The following is a 17,996-nucleotide window of genomic DNA, read 5'->3' as shown; positions in this document are numbered from 1 at the left end:
GTCCGTCCACGGGCCGAGCCGGTCAGCTGACCGGCTCGGCCCGTCCCGGGTGGCGGCCGACCAGGCCCACCACCAGCAGCAGGTACGCGGCCACCTCGACGGCGGCGAGGACGGCTGGTCCGGACGCCGGCAGGCTCGCGTTGGCCTGGTAGACGGCGGTCAGCAGGACACCCTGTCCGGCGGCCGACGGCAGCGACAACGCGTCGAGCGCCACGTCCAGGTGGGTCACGGCGACCAGCACCAGCAGGACGGCACCGCTGGCGGCGATCCGGTGGCGACGCCCGGCCAGCAGGGCGGCCAGGACCAACGCGCCGACGGCGAGGACGAGCGGTGCCAGCACGGCGCCGACCGTGGCCACGGCGGACGGGCCGGTGTCGCCGGGACTGGCCCGCTGGGTCGCGCGTACCGCAAAGTGGATCTCGGCCAGCCGGACGGCCGCGTACCCGACCACGAGCGTCGCCGCCAGCACCGCACCGGTGAGGGCGGAACGTCCCGGGCGGGCATCGCGCCACCGACCGGTCAGCAGCAGGATCAGGACGAGAAGCAGCGCCGCCCAGCTCAGTCGGAGGCCGGTGACGAACCCCAGGGTCGGGTCAACCGCGTCGGTTCGGAGGACCTGCCATCCCCGGTCGGCGGGTTCGGCGGGCATCGTGATCCACGCGTCGACGACGGGCACGGCGAACGCCACCGGCAGCGCCCAGGGCAGGTCCGGTGGCCGGGCGGTCAGCGCGTACGCCGCCAACAGCAGCAACGCGGCCACCTCGGCCTGACGCAGCAGCGGAACACCGGTGAGGATGTTGAGGACGTGGACGGCGGCGAGGGCCCCGGCCGCCACAGGAAGGATCGGTCGGTACCGCACCGGGGCATCCTGCCATCAACTGATCCACATCGTCGGCCCGTGCCGCCATCGCGGGCGGCCCAGGGCCAGAACTCAGCCGCGCCTGGCGGAGGCCACGACGAACGGGGTGCCCTGCTGACAGGTGGACATCATGGTCGGGTCAGGACGCCCGGTCACCGTCACCGACGCGCCTGCGCTGAGCACGTCGCGCGGACCGCCGAGCAGCAGGTAACCGTCGAGCAGCAGGCAGCCGGGCTCGACGCCGGACTCGATCCGGCCGGTCAACGTGATCTCGGCGGTCGCGGGTGGCTTCGACGGGGCGCTCGGCCGGACCGTCGGTCGGGTGGTGGGCGCCGTCGGGTCCACGGGGTCGGAGGGTGAGGGCGCGGGCGCGGACCCGGTCGGGTCCGGGGTGGGCAGTTCGGTCACCGGTGACGCTCCCGTCGGGGTCGGGGTGGTGGGGCCGTCACCCGCCTCCTGGCCGGCACAGGCGGCGAGCGCCGTGCAGACGATCAACGCGGTGGCGGCGATCCGAATGGTCCTCATACCAAGCTCTGACGCACCGGGCCGGTGAACAGTTCCACCGGGCCGGCCTGGCGTGTTCACGAACCCGTCCGGCGGCTCAGTCGCGGGCCGCAGCGGCGGCGGCCTTCATGTCCCGCTTGAGTTCCTGCGGCAGTGAGAAGGTGAGCCGCTCGTTCGCGGTCACCACCTCCTCGACGTCGGTGAAGCCACGCTCGGCGAGGTGTGCCAGCACCTCCTGCACCAACTCCTCCGGCACGCTGGCACCCGAGGTCAGGCCCACCGTACGCGCGTCGGCCAGCCAGGCGTCCTCGATCTCGTGGGCGAAGTCGACCAGGTGGCCGCCCCGGGCACCGCCGTCCAGAGCCACCTCGACCAGGCGTACCGAGTTCGACGAGTTACGCGAGCCCACCACGATCACCACGTCGCACTCCGGCGCGATCTCCTTGATCACGTGCTGCCGGTTGCTGGTGGCGTAGCAGATGTCGTCGCTGGGCGGCGACTGGAGCATCGGCAGCCGCTTCTTCAGCCGGGCGACGGTCTCCATCGTCTCGTCCACCGACAGCGTGGTCTGCGACAGCCAGACCACCTTGTTCGGATCCCGCACGGTGATCCGGTCGGCGTCCTCCGGACCGTCCACCAGCTGGATGTGCTCCGGCGCCTCGCCGGAGGTGCCGATGACCTCCTCGTGCCCCTCATGACCGATGAGCAGGATGTCGTAGTCCTCGGCGGCGAACCGCTTCGCCTCGTGGTGCACCTTCGTGACCAGCGGGCAGGTGGCGTCGATCGCCTTCAGCGACCGCTGCCTGGCCTGCTCGTAGACCTCGGGTGCCACGCCGTGCGCGGAGAAGATCACCGTGGCGCCCTCGGGCACCTCCTCGTTCTCCTCCACGAAGATCGCGCCCTGGGCTTCCAGCGTCCGCACCACGTGCTTGTTGTGCACGATCTGCTTGCGGACGTAGATGGGGGCTCCGTAGAGCTTGAGCGCCTCCTCGACGGTCTGCACCGCCCGGTCCACGCCCGCGCAGTAGCCGCGGGGCTTGGCCAGGAGCACGCGCTTGCCGGTCCGGGAAGTCGCCTCAGCCTCAGTCACCCCCTCATCGTACGTGCCACCACCGGACCCGGCAGCGGCCGAGCCGACCCCCACCGCCCGTTGACCATGAAGTTGACACCCGCGACACGCCGCGCCGAGCACAACAACTTCATGATCGACGCCGGCCCGGAGGGGGTCGTAGGGTGGGCGGGTGAGTGTGGGTAAGGGGGCTGGTGGGAAGAGCAGCTCGGATGAGCCGTGGCCGGTACGGGTGGTCAGTCAGAAGATCGGTGCCTGGGTGGCCCGGCTCGGGTGGGTGTGGGTGGACGGGCAGGTGGCGCAGATCAGCCGGCGGCCCGGTGCCAGCACCGTGTTCCTGACGCTGCGGGACCCCTCCGCCGACCTGAGTCTCACGGTCACCACCAACCGGGACGTGCTCGACTCCGGCGCACCGGAGCTGCGCGAGGGCGCCCGCGTGGTGCTGCACGCCAAGCCCGAGTTCTACGCCGCCCGGGGCACGCTCAGCCTGCGCGCCGACGAGATCCGTCAGGTCGGCCTCGGTGAACTGCTCGCCCGGCTGGAGAAACTCAAGAAGCTGCTGGCCGCCGAGGGGTTGTTCGACCGGGCGCGCAAGCGCCGCCCACCGTTCCTGCCGCAGCGGATCGGGCTCATCACCGGTCGGGCCAGTGCCGCCGAGCGGGACGTGCTGACGAACGCCCGCCGGCGCTGGCCAGCGGTGGAGTTCCGCACGGTGAACGTGGCGGTGCAGGGCCCGGCCGCCGTTCCGCAGATCGTGGACGCGCTGAAGGTGCTGGACGCGGACCCGAGCATCGACGTGATCATCCTGGCCCGCGGCGGGGGTGGCATCGAGGATCTGCTGCCCTTCTCCGACGAGGCACTGTGCCGTGCCGTTTTCGCCTGTCGCACACCGGTGGTCAGCGCCATCGGCCACGAGACGGACGCGCCGCTGGTCGACTACGTGGCCGACGTCCGGGCGTCGACCCCCACCGACGCGGCCAAACGGGTGGTGCCAGATCTCGCCGAGGAGGTACGCCTGATCAAGCAGGCCCGGCACCGGCTGCACCGGGCCGTGCACAACCTCGTCGATCGGGAGGCCCACCGCATCGACGCGCTACGCTCCCGACCGGTGCTGGCCCGGCCACAGGTGATGATCGACCAACGGGCCGCCGATCTGGTCGCACTGCGTCAGCGCGCCGGCCGCTGTCTGGACCACCGGCTCGCCGCCGCCGACGACGACCTGCGGCACACCCTGGCCCGGCTGCGCGCTCTCTCCCCGGCCGCCACCCTCGACCGTGGGTACGCCATCGTGCAACGCGCCGACGGCCACGTCGTACGCGCGACCACCGAGGTGGCGGCCGGCGATCCGCTGCGGGTACGCCTGGCCGACGGCGAACTGTCCGCCACGGTCGACACCTGACCAGACACGGGCACCGCCCGAACCGCCGACCTCGCCCGGGGCCGCCGGGTACGTGAGCCACCATCCCGAGCCCCGGCGTGACCGCTACCGGCGGCCTGACCGCAATCGGGCGCGGACGACGGCGGTGCGGTCGCCGGTGGTGTCGGGCCGTTGTGCTGAGATGGGTGCGATGACTGACGAGAAGACAGCCGGGTCGGACGAGCGGCTCAGCTACGAACAGGCCCGCGCCGAACTCGCGTCGGTGGTGGAGCGGCTGGAGGCCGGCGGCACGTCGCTCGAGGAGTCGCTGGCGCTCTGGGAGCGCGGCGAGGCGCTGACGGTGATCTGCCAACGTTGGCTCGACGGTGCCCGCGCCCGTATCGACGCCGCCCGGCCCGATCCGGCTGCCTGACCGGCCCCCGGGAACACATCGCCTCCGGCGCGGCCGACCCACAGCCCGGGCGATCCGGCAGGCCGACGCGACAGCTGACCGGCGGGCCGGCCGATTCCGGCAGGCGGCGCGGCGGGAGCCGGTCGGCTCCCGCCGCGATCCTTGGTCCGACTCCGGCGAGGCGGCCGTCCGGCCAGGTCGCCGCGCTTCGGGCTCAGTCGAACAGGTTGTACAGCTCCGGCGGCGCCTCGACGACCTGGTCGGCCGGCGGCTTGGTCGCCTCGGTCGCGTTGCCGTAGTCGGAGTAGGTCACCCGGATCTCCTGCCCGGCGGGCCGGCCACCCTCGGGCAGTCGGATGACCATCTCGGTGAGCCGCCCCTGGGCGTCGGTGGTCGCGGTGAACGGCACCGACTTCGCCTCCGCGCCGAGCGCGGTGACCACGCTCGGGTCGAGGGAACCGGCGTCGGCGGCCTTCGACAGGTCGAGGGTGCCGGCGTACGCCCCGTCGCCGGTACGGCGGACATCGGTGACGGCCTGGGTCAGCGCCTCACTGCCGGCGGGGTCGACCTTGTCGAAGTCGAAGCCCAGGCTGCGGTTGCCCTGAATCCGGCTCTGGTCGAGGTGGTGGTACTTGCCCAGGTTGAGTCGGTCCGCCCCGGGCACACCGCTGGCCGCCTGGCCCTGCAGGTCCAGCTTCACCCAGCTGTCCGGCTTGGCGTGGATGACGTCAAGACTGATGGCCAGGTCGTCGGTCGACTCGCCGAGGCGTACCCGCATCTCGGCGGTCTGGCTCGGCTGGTGCACCTGCCCTTCCATGACCGAGCCGGCGCCGGACATGGTGAACCTGAAGTTGCCGTTGCGGATCTCCCGGGTCGAGTCCAGCAGCGCCTGCTTCGCCTCGGTGTCAGCCTCGGGTGCGGCACCGGTGGCGGTGGCGGTGGCGGTGGCGGACGGTGTGGCGCTCGGCCCGGCCTCGCCGCTGGTGGTGCAGGCGGCGACGCCGGGCGTGAGAAGGGCGACGGCCACCAGGCCGGCGCTCAGTCGTCGAACGGTCATCGGTGTCTCCCAGCAGGGTCATCCGGTGCCTTCTCGCGCCGGAGGCTTCCCTATCTGTTCCCTGCCGGCCGCTCCCGCAATCACCCGAAACCGACCGCAACTCCCGGACCGCCGCCGATCCGCCCGGCCTTCCGGCGCGCGGCGTACGCAAGCGCGACCCACCCCGACGGTCAACGATCCGCCGAAAGCGAACGGGGGTGGGCTGAGCCCACCCCCGTAGCGTCGTCGCTCGGCCTACTTGAACATCTCGTAGGTCTGCTCGCTCGCCTCGATGACCTGGTCCGCCGGCGGCTTCTGCACGGCGGTCGCGGCACCGTAGTCGGCGTAATTGATCTTGATGTCCTGCGCCTTGGTCTCGCCCGCTGCCGGGATGGACATGACCAGCTCGCTCAGCCGACCCTCGGCGTCCAGCTTCGCGGTGAACGGGATCGCCTTGGCCTGGTCGCCGAGCGCCTTGAGCATGTCCTCGTCGGCGGCCACCGAGTCCTTCACCGAGGTGAGGTCGAAGGTGCCGCTGTAGCTGCCCGCACCGGTCTCCTGCACCTCGGCGAGGCCCTCGAACATGCCGGCGGCGTCGGCCGGGTCGGTGCCCTCCTTGAAGATGTCGAGGTTCTTCGCGTCCTTGGCCTTGGCGGCGTCGAGGTGCTGGTACTTGTCCTTGATCGCCTCCATCCCCGGGACGCCGGCGAACAGGTCACCGAGGTCGACCTTCACCCAGGTGTCCGGCTGGATCTGGATGAGGTCGAAGTCCATGGTGAAGTCCTCGTCACCCACGGTCATCGTCATCTGAGCGCTGTTGCTGGGCTTGTGGAACGTGCCCTTGCCGGTCATCGAGTCGGCCGCGATGGTGAACGTGAAGTTGCCCTCGGCCAGCCCCTTGGTGGAGGCGACCAGCGCCGCCTTCGGGTCGGCCGGAATGCCGGAATCGGCCGAGGCGCCCGCGGAGGGCGAGTCGCCGCTGGCGTTGTTGCAGGCGGCGAGGCCGGGAACGAGCAGCGTGGCGGCGATGAGGCCCACGCTCCAGCGTCGAATGTTCACAGATCGTCTCTCTTCAAGCAGGAAAGCCCGACCGACCACAGCCGGCCAGGCATCGAACCCGGGGAGCGTAGCGGATCGGACCGACACGCAGGGGGCACCCGATCTGCCGGCCCACCCGTACCGGTCGCCGCCGTTCAGTCCACGGCGGTGGCGAGCGCGCGCAGCTCGTTGTCCCGGGCGTCGCCGACGACGATCACCGTGCGCTGCGGTTGCAGCAGCACCAGCGCCTGCTCGTTGCCCCGGGCCGTGTACCGCTGCCAGGCGCCCGACCCGAGATCGGCCTGCCCCTGCGGGCGGCCCTCGTCGGTCAGCTCGGCCGGCAGCAGCCGTTCCGGCGGCACGTTGCTCTGCACCAGCTGCAGGCCCCGCCCCTCCGGGGTGACATATCCCACCCGCAGGATCGCCCCGTCCTCGGCGGTGCGGTAGGCCGCACGTACCGCCCGCCAGCCGTCACCCAGCTCGGTGGGCTCGCTCACCGGAAACGCGCCGGCCGATCTCGCCTGTTCGAAGGCGGGCGTCGGATCGACCGTGTTCGGCTGGTCCCCACCGAGAAAGCCCCGGTAGAAGGCGAGTAGCAGGGCGATCGGGATCAGCAGCACGAGCAGCGAGATGGCCATGTCCCGCGGCGACCGCTCGGACTTCGCGGCGGCTGCGGGTGGTGGCACGGGCTCGTCGTCGGGCGTGCGGTCAGCAGGCTGTGCAGGTTCCACCCCGCCATTCTCGCAGCCGCTCGACCGGCGGTATCCGTCCCATCACCGCCCCGACCCGGCTGCGCATCCGCCATCGTGTGAGGATCAGCGACGAAGCCGGCAGCGCCGGCCCGCCCCGCACCGCCGCGAGGAGGAGCCGTTTTCATGACCACCATCAGGACGCGAATTCCCCAGAACCTCGACCGCAACCTCGCCCTCGATCTGGTCAGGGTCACCGAGGCCGCGGCGATGGCCGCCGGCCGGTGGGTCGGCCGGGGCGACAAGGAGGGCGGCGACGGCGCCGCCGTCGACGCCATGCGCAAGCTGATCAACTCGATCCCGATGAAGGGCGTCGTGGTGATCGGCGAGGGCGAGAAGGACAACGCCCCGATGCTGTTCAACGGCGAGGAGGTCGGCGACGGCGACGGCCCCGAGGTGGACGTCGCGGTGGACCCGATCGACGGCACCACCCTGATGAGCAAGGGCATGCCGAACGCCCTCGCGGTGCTGGCCGTGGCCGAACGCGGGGCGATGTTCGATCCCAGCGCGGTCTTCTACATGGAGAAGCTCGCCGTCGGCCCAGCCTATGCGGACGTGGTGGACATCGAGGCCGGCACGGTCGAGAATCTTCGCCGCATCGCGAAGACCAAGGGCACAAGCGTCTCCGAGGTCACGGTCTGTGTGCTCGACCGCTCCCGGCACGACGGCCTGGTCGACGAGATCCGCCGCGCCGGGGCCGGCATCCGCTTCATCTCCGACGGCGACATCGCCGGCGCGATCGCCGCCGCACGCGGTGAGTCGGACGTCGACGTGCTGATGGGCATCGGCGGCACCCCGGAGGGAATCACCGCCGCCTGCGCCCTGAAGTGCATGGGCGGCATGATGCAGGCCAAGCTCTGGCCGCGCGACGACGCCGAGCGCGAGAAGGCGGTCGCGGCCGGCCACGACCTGGACCGGGTGCTCACCACCGACGACCTGGTCACCGGCGACAACTGCTTCTTCGTGGCCACCGGCATCACCTCCGGGGACCTGCTGCGCGGCGTGCGGTACCGGGCCGGCGGGGCGTACACCCAGTCGATCGTGATGCGCTCGAAGAGCGGCACCATCCGGGTGATCGACTCGTACCACCGCCTGGAGAAGCTGGCCCTCTACTCGGCGGTGGACTTCGACGGCCGGCCGCTGGACGAACAGGCTTGAGCGCCCCCACGGCGACCCGGCCGGCGGTGTCGGCGGGTCGCCGGTTCGGCGCGGTGGCGCTGGCGACCCTGGCCGGGGTCGCGGTGGCGACGCAGTCGCGGATCAACGGCGAGTTGGGCGTACGCCTCGGCGACGGGGTCGCCGCCGCGGTCGTCTCGTTCGGTTCGGGCCTGCTGCTGCTGTTGCTGCTGGTACCAGCCACCCGCGCCGGGCGACGCGGGCTGACGACGCTGCGTACCGCCCTCAACCGGGGAGCGCTTCGGCCCTGGCAGTGTCTGGGTGGTGCCTGCGGCGCGTTCCTGGTGTTCTCCCAGGGCGCCACCGTCGGCACCCTGGGAGTTGCGGTGTTCACGGTGGCCGTGGTCGCTGGCCAGTCCGCGAGCAGCCTGCTGGTCGACCGGGCGGGGATCGGCCCGAGTGGCCGGCAGGCGGTGACCGGTGCCCGGCTGGCCGGTGCGGCGCTGACCGTGGTCGCGGTGCTGCTGGCGGTCAGCGACCGGTTCCGCGAGCCGTCCACCCTCGGTCTGGCCCTGCTGCCGCTGCTGGCCGGGTTGGCGGTGGCCTGGCAGCAGGCGGTGAACGGGTGGGTCCGGGTGGTCACCCGGAGCACGCTGACCGCCACGCTCGTCAACTTCACCGCCGGTACGGCGGTGCTGCTTGTCGCGTTCCTCGTCAGCCTCGCACTGCGGGGCCTGCCTCCCGGCGGGCTGCCTACCGATCTCTGGCTCTACCTCGGCGGGCCGATCGGCGTCGCGTTCATCGCGGTGGCCGCGGCGGTGGTCCGCCTCACCGGCGTGTTGCTGCTCGGCCTGGCCACCGTCGCCGGCCAGGTGGTCGGCGCCGTGCTGCTGGACGTGCTGATGCCCTCCGCCGCCTCGCATCCCGACCCGACCACGCTGCTCGGTGCCGTCCTGACCCTGGTCGCCGTGGCGGTCGCCGCGCTCGGCGGACGCGTCAGGGCATGGTCATCGGAGACTCGGAGCGGTACGGCCCGTCGAGGTCGGACCGACGACGGCGGAAGATGATCGCGGCCACGATGCCGCCGAGCAGCCCGAACAGGTGGCCCTGCCAGGAGATCCGTTCGTCGGTGGGCAGGACGCCGACCAGTTGGCCGCCGTAGAGGAGCCCGACCAGCAGGAACACGGCGAAGTTCCACCAGCTCCGCTCGAAGATGCCCCGGGTGAGCAGGATGCCGAGGTATCCGAAGATCACCCCGCTGGCACCGACCACGATCGTGTTGGACGAGCCGGTGAACCACACGCCGAGCCCGCTGACCAGAACGATCACCAGGGTGGACCAGAGGAAGCGTCGGGCACCCGCGGCCAGCACGAAGGTGCCGAGAAGAATCAGTGGGATGCTGTTGCTGTAGAGGTGGTCGAAGCCGTGATGCAGGAACGGCGAGAAGAAGATGCCGTCCAGTCCGTCGATGCGCTGCGGGATGATCCCGGCGGCGGAGTCGAATCCGGCGCCCAGCCAGACGTCGAGGCCCTCGATCAGGAAGAGCACCGGAACCACCGCGCACATGGCGACGAACGCCCGGCCGATGGACGCGTAGAAGGCCAGGGTGCCGAACCGGTGGGGATCGCCACTTCCGGGAAGCAGGGTCACCCGTCAACAGCTATCAGCAAACGGCGACGGCCGCCACTTTTCCCGGCACGAGGCACGAGTGCCACGGCGGCGGGGCGCGGTCGCCCGCGCCCCGCCGCCGTGGTTCAGCTCAGTAGTAACCCTTGGCCTGCGAGTGGTTCCACGCCGCGCAGGGCGTGCTGTAGCGGCCCTTGATGTAGCCGAGTCCCCACTTGATCTGGGTGACCGGGTTGGTCTCCCAGTCGGAGCCGACCGAGGACATCTTGTTCCCCGGGTACGCCTGCGGGATGCCGTACGCCCCGGAGGAGGGATTACGGGCCTTGTGGTTCCAGCCGCTCTCCTTGTTCCAGAGCCGGTCCAGACAGGGGAACTGGTCGATCTTGAAGCCCGCGTCGATCATGAGCGCGCAGCCGACCTTCCGGTTACCGCTGTACTCCTCGCAGGACTCGGGGACCGGGCCGTCGTACGGCTTCGCGGCCCGGGCCGCAGCCTCCCGGGCGGCCTTCTCCTCGGCCTTCTTGCGTGCCGCCTCCTCGGCCTTGCGGGCCTTCTCGGCGGCGGCCTTGGCCTGCTTCCGCACTTCGGTGGCCTGTTGCCGGGCGGTACGGACCTGGCGGGAGACCGTCTCCTGCTGCCGGTACTCGACGTCGACGTCGACATCGCTGACGCTGCCGGCCACCTGGGCGCCGGGGCCGGAGCGCTGGGACTGGCGGTCCTCACTGAGGTAGAAACCACCGGCCACGCCCACCGAGAGCAGCGCGACGGCTGCGGTGCGGGCGGCGAACCGGCTCCACGGCCGACTCACGAAGTGATCCCTTCGTCGGGGTCAGGGTCGCGGTGCGCCGAGACCAGACTGAGGTCGTAGCGCACCACGGGCGCCCGCGGCCGGCGGATATACCGGCCACCGTGGACGCACCGCGTCGCGTGGTCGGTGTCGTCCGCCCCGAATGGGAGTGACGAATGATCACCAACGATGCGTCGGGTGCGTGGGCGCCCGTGGGACACGATCGCGCACAGTGAGGCTGTTGGGAAACTGCGGACCTCAATTGTGATGTGGGTCACGCCAAATTTCGGTACAATCCCCTCAATAAGGTGGTCAGGTCGGGATGTCCTCCAGTAGGTCCGTCACCATCGCGGCGATCGGAGACCGCTCCGAACGGCTGAGCGTCACGTGCGCGAACAGCTGATGGCCCTTCAACGCCTCGATCACCGCCGTGACGCCGTCGTGCCGTCCGACCCGGAGATTGTCCCGCTGGGCGACGTCGTGGGTCAGTACCACCCGCGAGCCCTGGCCGATCCGGGAGAGCACGGTCAGCAGCACGCCGCGTTCGAGTGACTGCGCCTCGTCGACGATGACGAAGGCGTCGTGCAGGCTGCGCCCCCGGATGTGGGTCAGCGGCAGCACCTCGAGCAGACCGCGTGAGGTGACCTCCTCCAGCACGTTCTCGTGCACCACCGCACCCAGGGTGTCGAAGACCGCCTGCGCCCAGGGCGACATCTTCTCCGACTCCGAGCCGGGCAGGTAGCCCAGCTCCTGCCCACCGACGGCGTACAGCGGGCGGAAGACGATCACCTTCTTGTGCCGGCGACGTTCCATCACCGCCTCAAGCCCCGCGCACAGCGCCAGGGCGGACTTGCCGGTGCCGGCCCGACCGCCGAGCGAGACGATGCCGATCGACTCGTCGAGCAGCAGATCGAGCGCGACCCGTTGCTCGGCCGAGCGCCCGTGCACACCGAACGCCTCCCGGTCGCCACGGACCAGCCGCACGGTCTTGTCGGGCAGCACCCGGCCGAGCGCCGAGCCCCGGGACGAGTGCAGCACGAGGCCGGTGTGGCAGGGCAGACCGGCCGCCGCGTCCACGTCGATGACCTCTCCGGCGTACAGCCGGGTGATGTCGTCCTCGGCCAGCTCCAGCTCGGCCATCCCCGTCCAGGTCGGGTCGCTGGCCTGGCCGTGCCGGTACTCGTCCGCGCGCAGCCCGACGGAGGCGGCCTTGACCCGCAACGGCATGTCCTTGCTGACCAGCGTCACCTCCCGACCTTCGGCGGCGAGGTTCAGCGCGACGGAGAGGATCCGTGCGTCGTTGGACTCGTTGCGGAAGCCCGGCGGCAGCACCCCGTCGTCGGTGTGGTTCAGCTCCACCCGCAGCGTGCCACCGACGTCGTTGGCGGGCACCGGCCGGTCGAGCCGACCGTGGCGCACCCGCAGCTCGTCGAGCATGCGTAGCGACTGTCTGGCGAACCAGCCCAGCTCCGCGTGATGCCGCTTGCCCTCCAGTTCGGAGATCACCACCAGCGGGAGCACCACCTCGTGCTCGGCGAAGCGGTGAAACGCCGCTGGATCGCTGAGCAGGACCGAGGTGTCCAGCACGAAGGACTGGCCCGCTGGTCGAGGCTCCCTGGGGTCGGCCGAACCGGCGGCCGCCGTGCGGCGGCTCCGGGTGCTGCGGCGGGTCGTGGTAGTCGCGGCCGGGCCCTGGTCGGCACCGGCGGTCGTACGGCGAGTCGTCACAGGCCTGCTCCGGCGGATGGGCACCCGGCCACCCGCGGTCCGCCTCCTCCGGATGCCCGGCTGACACGGGGTCGGATGCGGGCCCCGTGCGCGAGGTCGCAGGCCGGGCGGGCCGGCTGGCTCGGGACAACCCCGCGCCATGCCTAGACGCTAGCTCCCCGCACCCGTCCCGGCTAGTGGTCGTTCATGAACGGCCGCGGGCGGAGGCGGCCGAGTTCCGCAACCCGCGCGGAGCCCACGCGATGAACCGGCCGGGATGCATGCCCCCTGCGCGCATCCCGGCCGGTGGGACCACCGCCACCGGTCTGACGTGGCCCCGGCGGCGCCACCCGGAAGGGCGTACGCGCCGCGCCTGTGGACGGGCCGGAGCCCGTCGACCGGTTCAGCCGGTCCGTCGGACGAGGGTGCCGGTCGGGTGCCGCCCGGTGACCGAGGCGGCCGGCTCCCCGAAGGACGACCCGGTGTACGTGGTGCCCGGGCGGACTGTCGGGCCCTTCTCGATCTCCCCCGGTGACCCGTCGGCACGCAGCGCCGGAGGTGGCACACCCGTTCCGCGCGGCTGAAGCGGATTCACCGTCGCCGAGACCCGAGCGGGGGGCGACGAGGGTGTGGCGACGGAGAGGGCGGAGGCGATGGCCGCCTGAGCCTCCCGACGACGCCGGTTCCACGCCCCGCGGTCCCCGTCGAAGTAGCCCTGCCGGTAGCCGAAGCGGTAACCGATCCGGTAACTGAGCTGCCCGTGCAGCCGCCCGGCGGCGTAGCTCGTCGCGGCGAGCACGAGCACCAGGAAGATCGCCAGGAACGGGCTCATCCGGCGGCTCCGGTGCGCCGCGCGGCCCTCATCGTTCCTCCGGTTCGACAGTGGTGGGGTCGGCGACCAGGAGCCGGTCGAGGTCGTCGGTGCCGATCTCCTCCACCAGTTCCACGCTGATCCGACAGCCGTCCATGACCACCTCGGCCATCGAGGAGCGGCGGATCTCACCGCCGGCGTCGTAGACCCGGACGCTCAGTTCGGGGCAGCCGAGATGGGTCCGCCAGGCGTTCCACTCGGCCCGGTCACCGACACTCAGCGACAGGTAGCGGCAGCCCCGGGCGAGGTAGAGGCGCCACGGCGCGCTGAGCCCCGCGGCGACCCCCTCGGCCACCAGACCGAACGCCTGGGCACGGGTTGCGAGTTCGGTCACCGCGTCCCCCTCGCACCGGGCGCGTGACGCAGGTGAGCACTGATCGTCTCATGCACGTGACACACCGTAGGTTGTCCCATGAACGTGACAGTATCAGCTTTTCGTTCGTTTGCCTCCGCACCTACGTACATCTATCCTGCCCAGGTGAAACCCCTCAGAAAGAGTGCCGGACCCCCATCCGGCTCCACCCCAACGACGTCACGCAAGCGTGACAGACGCGTGGCAGGCGCCGTCACCCAGGCTCAACGGTCGTACGGTCACGAGGTGACCGAGACGGCCAACGCCAGGAAGATCGCCTTCGCCACCTTCGTCCGGCGCGCGCTCGACGAGGCCCGCGCGACCCGGGCGTGGAGCGGCACCGAGGTCTCCCGGCGCACCGGCGTCTCGCGACAGACCATCAACCGGTGGGTACGCGGCGACTGGGCCAGCGACCCGGAGGCCGAGCGGGTGGTGGCGTTCTGCGAGGGCCTCGGGCTCGACCCCGCCGTGGCCTTCGCGGCGTTGGGCTGGGACCGGACGACCTCCCGCCGAACCGCACCGTCACCACCACCGATGGACCCCGACGTCGAGGCACTGCTGCGCCGGCTGGTCGATCCCGACGTCTCGGATGCGGAGAAGTTCCACATCCGAGAAACCATTCGTTACCTCGCATATCGCCCGACGTTGCCGCTCGATGTCCGAAAACGAGGAGACGCTGCCAGTTAGTTCTCAGATGGCGAAAGAACGGCAGGTCAGCCTCATTCGTTTCGCTACGGGGCGGGATCGGGCGCGCTAGCGTCCGTATTCGTACTGCTTGGGCTCGTCGTCGGCGGGGGGACGGGACAAGGCCGAACCCAGCCCTGCGGGACAGAAAGGGGTCTCTCCATGACCCTGAAATGGTTGGCTGTCGTGGTCGCGACGGTCTCGGTGACGCTGTGCATCACCGGCAACGCGGTGACCCTGACCCTGAACGGCGGGCAGCTTCCGCTGCTCGTCAACCTCTTCGCGCTCGCCACCGCCGGCACCGCGATCGTCCTGGCCGTGGTCGCCGAGCTGCACGACCGGCTCAACGACCGGCTCACCGCGCTCACCGAGTTCCTGGTCGAGCGGCTGCGGGAGATCGAGGCGCACACCGGCGACCGGAACTCCGGTTTCGTGGAGGGCTACCTGCTCAGCCACGGCCAGGAGGCGGCGGTGGTGCCGTTCGGACGCCGGGGACGTGGAGCCGCCGAACGCTGAATCACACCTGTCGCCCACACCGGATTCACGTCAGGATTGACCGGTCGAACCCGGGGTACGCTTTCGCGCGTGCCGCCGTTGAATCTGGGCAACCAGCAGCCGAAGACCCCGCTGAACGCCGACCAGGCCTGGCGGGCAACCGCCGACCGGGCGGCCGAGACCGTCCTCTTCTTCGACTTCGACGGCACCCTCGCGCCGGTCGACGACGATCCGACGCAGGTGCAGCCCGCGCCGAAGGTGCTGGCCGCCATCGAGACCCTCGCGCCGATCGTGCGGCGCATCGCGATCGTCTCGGCCCGACCGGTGGAGTTCCTGCGCGACCACTTCGGCGGGCTCACCGGGGTCGACCTCTACGGCCTCTACGGCCTGGAACACAGCCACTCGGGCGGCGACACGGTCACCGAACCGGCCGCGCTGCCGTGGGTGCCCACCATGGCTGAACTCGCCGAACTCGGCCGCGCCGAACTGCCGCCGGGCACCCTTGTGGAGTACAAGCGGCTGTCCGTGGCCCTGCACTGGCGAACCGCACCGCAACTCGCCGCCACCGTCGAGCAGTGGGGCCGGGATCAGGCGGAGCGCCTCGGCCTGCGGGTGCAGATCGGACGGATGGTCCTGGAGATCAAGCCACCGGTCGACCGGGACAAGGGCATGGTGATCGCCGAGCTGGTGCAGGGCGTACGCGCGGCCTGGTATTTCGGCGACGACGTCTCCGACATCAAGGCCTTCGCCGCGCTGCGCGCCCGCGCCGCCGCCGACCCCGACTTCCTCGGCGTCTGCGTCGCCGTCGCCAACCCGGAGACCGGTGACGAGGTCGCCGAAGCCGCCGACCTCACCATCGACTCCCCGGCCGCCCTGGGTGACTTCCTCACCGAGGCGACCCACCGGCTCGCCTGAGCCGGACCGGTGCCGCTGCGGCGTCTCAGACCCCGTAGCGGCGCTGGCGGGTGGCGTACGAACGCAGCGCGCGGAGAAAATCGACGCGACGGAAGTCGGGCCAGTTCAGCTCGCAGAAGTAGAACTCCGAGTGCGCCGACTGCCACAGCATGAAGCCGGAGAGGCGCTGCTCACCGCTGGTCCGGATGATCAGATCCGGATCCGGCAGGCCCCGGGTGTACAGGTGCTCGGAGATGTCGTCGACGTCGAGCGAGCCGGCCAGATCCTCCAGCGTGCCGCCGTTGGCCGCGTGTTCCAGCAGCAACGAGCGCACCGCGTCGGCGATCTCCCGCCGCCCGCCGTACCCGACGGCGATGTTGACCTGCGCGCTGCCGGCGCGTTCCCGGGTCCGCTCCTCGGCGGCCTTGAGCGCCGTGGCGAGGCGCGTCGGCAGCACGTCGAGCGCACCGACCATCCGCAGCCGCCAGGGGTTGCCCTCCTCGGCCAGCTCGGTGGTGAGGTCCTCGATGATCTGCAGCAGCGGATCCAACTCGGCCGACGGGCGGGACAGGTTGTCGGTGGAGAGCAGCCACAGGGTCACGTGTCCCACGCCCGCGGCGTCACACCAACGCAGCAGCTCCTTTATCCGCTCGGCACCCATCCGGTGCCCGTCGTTCGGATCGACGAAGCCCATCTCCCGGGCCCATCTGCGGTTGCCGTCACACATCACACCCACGTGGCGGGGCACCGGCCGACCCGCGAGCTTGGCCGTGAGCCGCCGCTCGTAGACGGAGTAGAGAAGTTTCCGCAGACTCATCACTAAGCAGGGTAGCGAGCCGCCGTACGGATCAGTGTGCCGGTGGCCGATGCCGCACCGACAGGCCGAGGGCGATCAGGCCGAGCGTCCGGCCGTCCAGCAGCCCGTCGCCCAGCCCCAGCTCGGTCACCCTGCCGAAGACCCGCGCGTCCCGACCGGCCGCCCGCACCGCCGCGTCCACCACCCGGCGTCGCCGGGCCAGCCAGGCCGCCGCCGAACTGTGCCGCAGATGGGTGCCGAGCCGGTGCCGCAGGGCGGCCGCGTACCGCCGCGCGGCCTGCTCGGGAGCGCCGACGGCGGCGTACCCGGCCAGCGCGCCGGAGCGCAACGCGTAGAAGATCCCCTCGCCGGTCAGCGGGTTGATCAGCGAGAACGCGTCGCCGGCGAGAAGCACCCGACCCCGCCCCGGCGCCGGGCGGAACGTGGACAGGGGCAGGTGATGGGCGCGCAGCGAGCCGACCGTCGCCGGGTCGGTGCCCGGCAGCAGCGCGGCCAGCCGGTCGAGCAGGTGCGCGCGGGTCAGCGACTCGCCCCGCAGCACCTCCCCGTACCCGACGTTCGCCCGGCCGTCACCGATCGGGAACGACCAGGCGTACGCCGGCCAGCGGGTAGCCGAGGTGACGATGAGCTGCGCGGGCGGACCGGGCGGCGCGGGCGCGTACCCCCGGATGGCCAGCGCCAGGTGACGGTCCGGATTCGTCGGCTCGCCGAGCGCCCGACGCACCACGGACCCGGCACCGTCGGCACCCACCACGACCCCGGCGGAGATCTCCCCGTCCAGCACGACCCGGTCGGCGCGCACCTCGACCCGGCGCACCGCCCGTCGGCTCAGCGGCACGCCGCCCCGGACCGCCGCCGCCACCAGCCGGGCATCGAACACCTGACGCGGCACGGTGTACGCGGGCCGGGGCAACGCCCGCGCCACGGCACCGCCGTCCGGCGCCACCAGCCGCAGGGCCGGCACCGGCGCGAAGCCGGCCACCGCGTCGGGCACACCCAGTTCGGCGAGTACGTCGAGCGCGTGCGCGGCGATACCGTCTCCGCAGGCCTTGTCCCGGGGAAACTCGGCCCGGTCCAACAGCAGGACCTCGGCACCCGCCCGGCGGGCCGCCAGCGCGGCAGCCGCCCCCGCCGGACCCGCACCGACCACCACCACGTCGAACTCGTCGCGCACAGCCCCTCCCCGCCGCTCAGCATCCCGCTGCTTCTCCGCCCCGCTGCCCCGCTGCTTCTCCGCCCGCTGCCCCGCTGCTTCTCCACCCGCTGCCCGCTGCTTCTTGTCCCGCTGTCCCCCTGCTTCTCCACCCGCTGCCCGCTGCTTCTTGTCCCGCTGTCCCCCTGCTTCTCCACCCGCTGCCCGCTGCTTCTTGTCCCGCTGTCCCCCTGCTTCTCCACCCGCTGCCCGCTGCTTCTTGTCCCGCTGTCCCCCTGCCCCGCTGCTCCGCCTCGACTGCGCGGCACTTGCTGCTCTGCCGCCTTTGCTCTGCTTCAACCCGCGCACTGCGATCGTCCCGGATCCAGCGCGCCCGTTGAAGCAGAGCAAGGGGGTCCGGCCCCGTATTGTCGACCAGCCGCACGTCAAGATCCGGGCAAACCCGCCGCCGGGGAACAGGAAGCAGCAAC

At 71.5% G+C, this 17,996-nt stretch carries 19 protein-coding genes and 1 pseudogene; 7 read left to right on the top strand and 13 right to left on the bottom strand.

Features of this window, described 5'->3' with window-relative positions; genetic code table 11:
- Nucleotides 1-22 precede the first annotated feature (22 nt).
- The 3 genes from O7597_RS16550 to O7597_RS16540 all read right to left on the bottom strand — a co-directional run bounded on the left by O7597_RS16550 (nucleotide 23) and on the right by O7597_RS16540 (nucleotide 2,453).
- Nucleotides 23-859, bottom strand: coding sequence for a hypothetical protein (locus O7597_RS16550; RefSeq protein WP_281580078.1), 837 nt, complete (start codon nucleotides 857-859; stop codon nucleotides 23-25).
- Nucleotides 860-931: 72 nt separating this feature from the next.
- Entirely contained in the window at nucleotides 932-1,384 is a 453-nt protein-coding gene (locus tag O7597_RS16545) for a hypothetical protein (RefSeq protein ID WP_281580077.1), read from the bottom strand.
- 76 nt (nucleotides 1,385-1,460) lie between these two features.
- Nucleotides 1,461-2,453 carry a 4-hydroxy-3-methylbut-2-enyl diphosphate reductase gene (locus O7597_RS16540; RefSeq protein WP_269739818.1) on the bottom strand — a complete coding sequence of 331 codons (993 nt, stop codon included), beginning with the start codon at nucleotides 2,451-2,453 and terminating at the stop codon, nucleotides 1,461-1,463.
- A 157-nt stretch (nucleotides 2,454-2,610) separates the two neighbouring features.
- Here O7597_RS16540 and xseA point away from each other — a divergent pair, with 157 nt between their 5' ends.
- Nucleotides 2,611-3,831, top strand: a complete 1,221-nt coding sequence (gene xseA / locus O7597_RS16535) for an exodeoxyribonuclease VII large subunit (RefSeq protein ID WP_281583263.1) — start codon at nucleotides 2,611-2,613, stop codon at nucleotides 3,829-3,831.
- Between the two features lie 169 nt (nucleotides 3,832-4,000).
- Entirely contained in the window at nucleotides 4,001-4,222 is a 222-nt protein-coding gene (locus O7597_RS16530) for an exodeoxyribonuclease VII small subunit (protein ID WP_269739819.1), read from the top strand.
- A gap of 193 nt (nucleotides 4,223-4,415) precedes the next feature.
- On the opposite strand, the gene O7597_RS16525 is transcribed toward O7597_RS16530, so the two are convergent.
- The 3 genes and pseudogenes from O7597_RS16525 to O7597_RS16515 all read right to left on the bottom strand — a co-directional run.
- Nucleotides 4,416-5,258: a hypothetical protein gene (locus tag O7597_RS16525; protein WP_281580076.1), complete on the bottom strand. Its 843-nt coding sequence runs from the start codon at nucleotides 5,256-5,258 to the stop codon at nucleotides 4,416-4,418.
- A gap of 234 nt (nucleotides 5,259-5,492) precedes the next feature.
- Nucleotides 5,493-6,296, bottom strand: coding sequence for a hypothetical protein (locus O7597_RS16520; RefSeq protein WP_281580075.1), 804 nt, complete (start codon nucleotides 6,294-6,296; stop codon nucleotides 5,493-5,495).
- Between the two features lie 134 nt (nucleotides 6,297-6,430).
- Nucleotides 6,431-6,958: pseudogene (locus O7597_RS16515) on the bottom strand (DUF4245 domain-containing protein); the annotation flags it as partial.
- Nucleotides 6,959-7,150: 192 nt separating this feature from the next.
- Between O7597_RS16515 and glpX the strand changes: the two are divergent.
- Both glpX and O7597_RS16505 read left to right on the top strand, forming a co-directional pair.
- Nucleotides 7,151-8,182: a class II fructose-bisphosphatase gene (gene glpX, locus O7597_RS16510; RefSeq protein ID WP_164446111.1), complete on the top strand. Its 1,032-nt coding sequence runs from the start codon at nucleotides 7,151-7,153 to the stop codon at nucleotides 8,180-8,182.
- A 26-nt stretch (nucleotides 8,183-8,208) separates the two neighbouring features.
- A complete protein-coding gene (locus tag O7597_RS16505) occupies nucleotides 8,209-9,207 on the top strand; it encodes a DMT family transporter (RefSeq protein WP_281583262.1) in 999 nt (332 codons plus the stop codon).
- Here O7597_RS16505 and O7597_RS16500 read toward each other — a convergent pair.
- From O7597_RS16500 to O7597_RS16480, 5 genes are all read right to left on the bottom strand, one after another.
- Nucleotides 9,137-9,790 (bottom strand): rhomboid family intramembrane serine protease, encoded by a 654-nt coding sequence (locus O7597_RS16500; protein WP_269739822.1) that lies wholly within the window; start codon nucleotides 9,788-9,790, stop codon nucleotides 9,137-9,139. The genes O7597_RS16505 and O7597_RS16500 overlap by 71 nt on opposite strands.
- A 109-nt stretch (nucleotides 9,791-9,899) precedes the next feature.
- Nucleotides 9,900-10,574, bottom strand: coding sequence for a lytic transglycosylase domain-containing protein (locus O7597_RS16495; RefSeq protein ID WP_281580074.1), 675 nt, complete (start codon nucleotides 10,572-10,574; stop codon nucleotides 9,900-9,902).
- Nucleotides 10,575-10,865: 291 nt separating this feature from the next.
- The gene (locus tag O7597_RS16490; protein ID WP_269739824.1) at nucleotides 10,866-12,281 is read right to left on the bottom strand and encodes a PhoH family protein; all 1,416 of its coding nucleotides are present in this window, start codon (nucleotides 12,279-12,281) and stop codon (nucleotides 10,866-10,868) included.
- Nucleotides 12,282-12,663: 382 nt separating this feature from the next.
- The gene (locus tag O7597_RS16485) at nucleotides 12,664-13,092 is read right to left on the bottom strand and encodes a hypothetical protein (RefSeq protein WP_281580073.1); all 429 of its coding nucleotides are present in this window, start codon (nucleotides 13,090-13,092) and stop codon (nucleotides 12,664-12,666) included.
- 28 nt (nucleotides 13,093-13,120) lie between these two features.
- Nucleotides 13,121-13,465: a hypothetical protein gene (locus O7597_RS16480; RefSeq protein ID WP_269739826.1), complete on the bottom strand. Its 345-nt coding sequence runs from the start codon at nucleotides 13,463-13,465 to the stop codon at nucleotides 13,121-13,123.
- Between the two features lie 264 nt (nucleotides 13,466-13,729).
- On the opposite strand from O7597_RS16480, the gene O7597_RS16475 reads away from it, so the two are divergent.
- The 3 genes from O7597_RS16475 (at nucleotide 13,730) to otsB (ending at nucleotide 15,577) form a co-directional block, all read left to right on the top strand.
- Nucleotides 13,730-14,170, top strand: coding sequence for an XRE family transcriptional regulator (locus O7597_RS16475; RefSeq protein ID WP_269739827.1), 441 nt, complete (start codon nucleotides 13,730-13,732; stop codon nucleotides 14,168-14,170).
- Nucleotides 14,171-14,329: 159 nt separating this feature from the next.
- Nucleotides 14,330-14,683 carry a hypothetical protein gene (locus O7597_RS16470; protein ID WP_164446118.1) on the top strand — a complete coding sequence of 118 codons (354 nt, stop codon included), beginning with the start codon at nucleotides 14,330-14,332 and terminating at the stop codon, nucleotides 14,681-14,683.
- A gap of 69 nt (nucleotides 14,684-14,752) precedes the next feature.
- The gene (gene otsB / locus O7597_RS16465) at nucleotides 14,753-15,577 is read left to right on the top strand and encodes a trehalose-phosphatase (RefSeq protein ID WP_281580072.1); all 825 of its coding nucleotides are present in this window, start codon (nucleotides 14,753-14,755) and stop codon (nucleotides 15,575-15,577) included.
- 25 nt (nucleotides 15,578-15,602) lie between these two features.
- On the opposite strand, the gene O7597_RS16460 is transcribed toward otsB, so the two are convergent.
- Together O7597_RS16460 and O7597_RS16455 are read right to left on the bottom strand one after the other, a co-directional pair.
- On the bottom strand, nucleotides 15,603-16,373 hold the full coding sequence (locus tag O7597_RS16460; protein WP_281580071.1) for an isoprenyl transferase: 771 nt from the start codon (nucleotides 16,371-16,373) through the stop codon (nucleotides 15,603-15,605).
- A gap of 31 nt (nucleotides 16,374-16,404) precedes the next feature.
- Nucleotides 16,405-17,547 carry a geranylgeranyl reductase family protein gene (locus tag O7597_RS16455; protein ID WP_281580070.1) on the bottom strand — a complete coding sequence of 381 codons (1,143 nt, stop codon included), beginning with the start codon at nucleotides 17,545-17,547 and terminating at the stop codon, nucleotides 16,405-16,407.
- Between the last annotated feature and the right edge of the window lie 449 nt (nucleotides 17,548-17,996).

The organism is Verrucosispora sp. WMMC514 (assembly GCF_027497295.1).
Lineage (GTDB): Bacteria > Actinomycetota > Actinomycetes > Mycobacteriales > Micromonosporaceae > Micromonospora > Micromonospora palythoicola.
The sequence above is the reverse complement of the archived record's forward strand: the minus strand, read 5'-3'. Positions and strand labels throughout refer to the sequence as shown.

Excerpts from the sequence above, each read along its gene's own strand:
- O7597_RS16470 (WP_164446118.1), top strand. The coding sequence starts at position 14,330 with ATGACCCTGAAATGGTTGGCTGTCGTGGTCGCGACGGTCTCGGTGACG.
- glpX (WP_164446111.1), top strand. The coding sequence starts at position 7,151 with ATGACCACCATCAGGACGCGAATTCCCCAGAACCTCGACCGCAACCTC.
- O7597_RS16545 (WP_281580077.1), bottom strand. The coding sequence starts at position 1,384 with ATGAGGACCATTCGGATCGCCGCCACCGCGTTGATCGTCTGCACGGCG.
- O7597_RS16525 (WP_281580076.1), bottom strand. The coding sequence starts at position 5,258 with ATGACCGTTCGACGACTGAGCGCCGGCCTGGTGGCCGTCGCCCTTCTC.
- O7597_RS16530 (WP_269739819.1), top strand. The coding sequence starts at position 4,001 with ATGACTGACGAGAAGACAGCCGGGTCGGACGAGCGGCTCAGCTACGAA.
- O7597_RS16485 (WP_281580073.1), bottom strand. The coding sequence starts at position 13,092 with ATGAGCCCGTTCCTGGCGATCTTCCTGGTGCTCGTGCTCGCCGCGACG.
- O7597_RS16460 (WP_281580071.1), bottom strand. The coding sequence starts at position 16,373 with ATGAGTCTGCGGAAACTTCTCTACTCCGTCTACGAGCGGCGGCTCACG.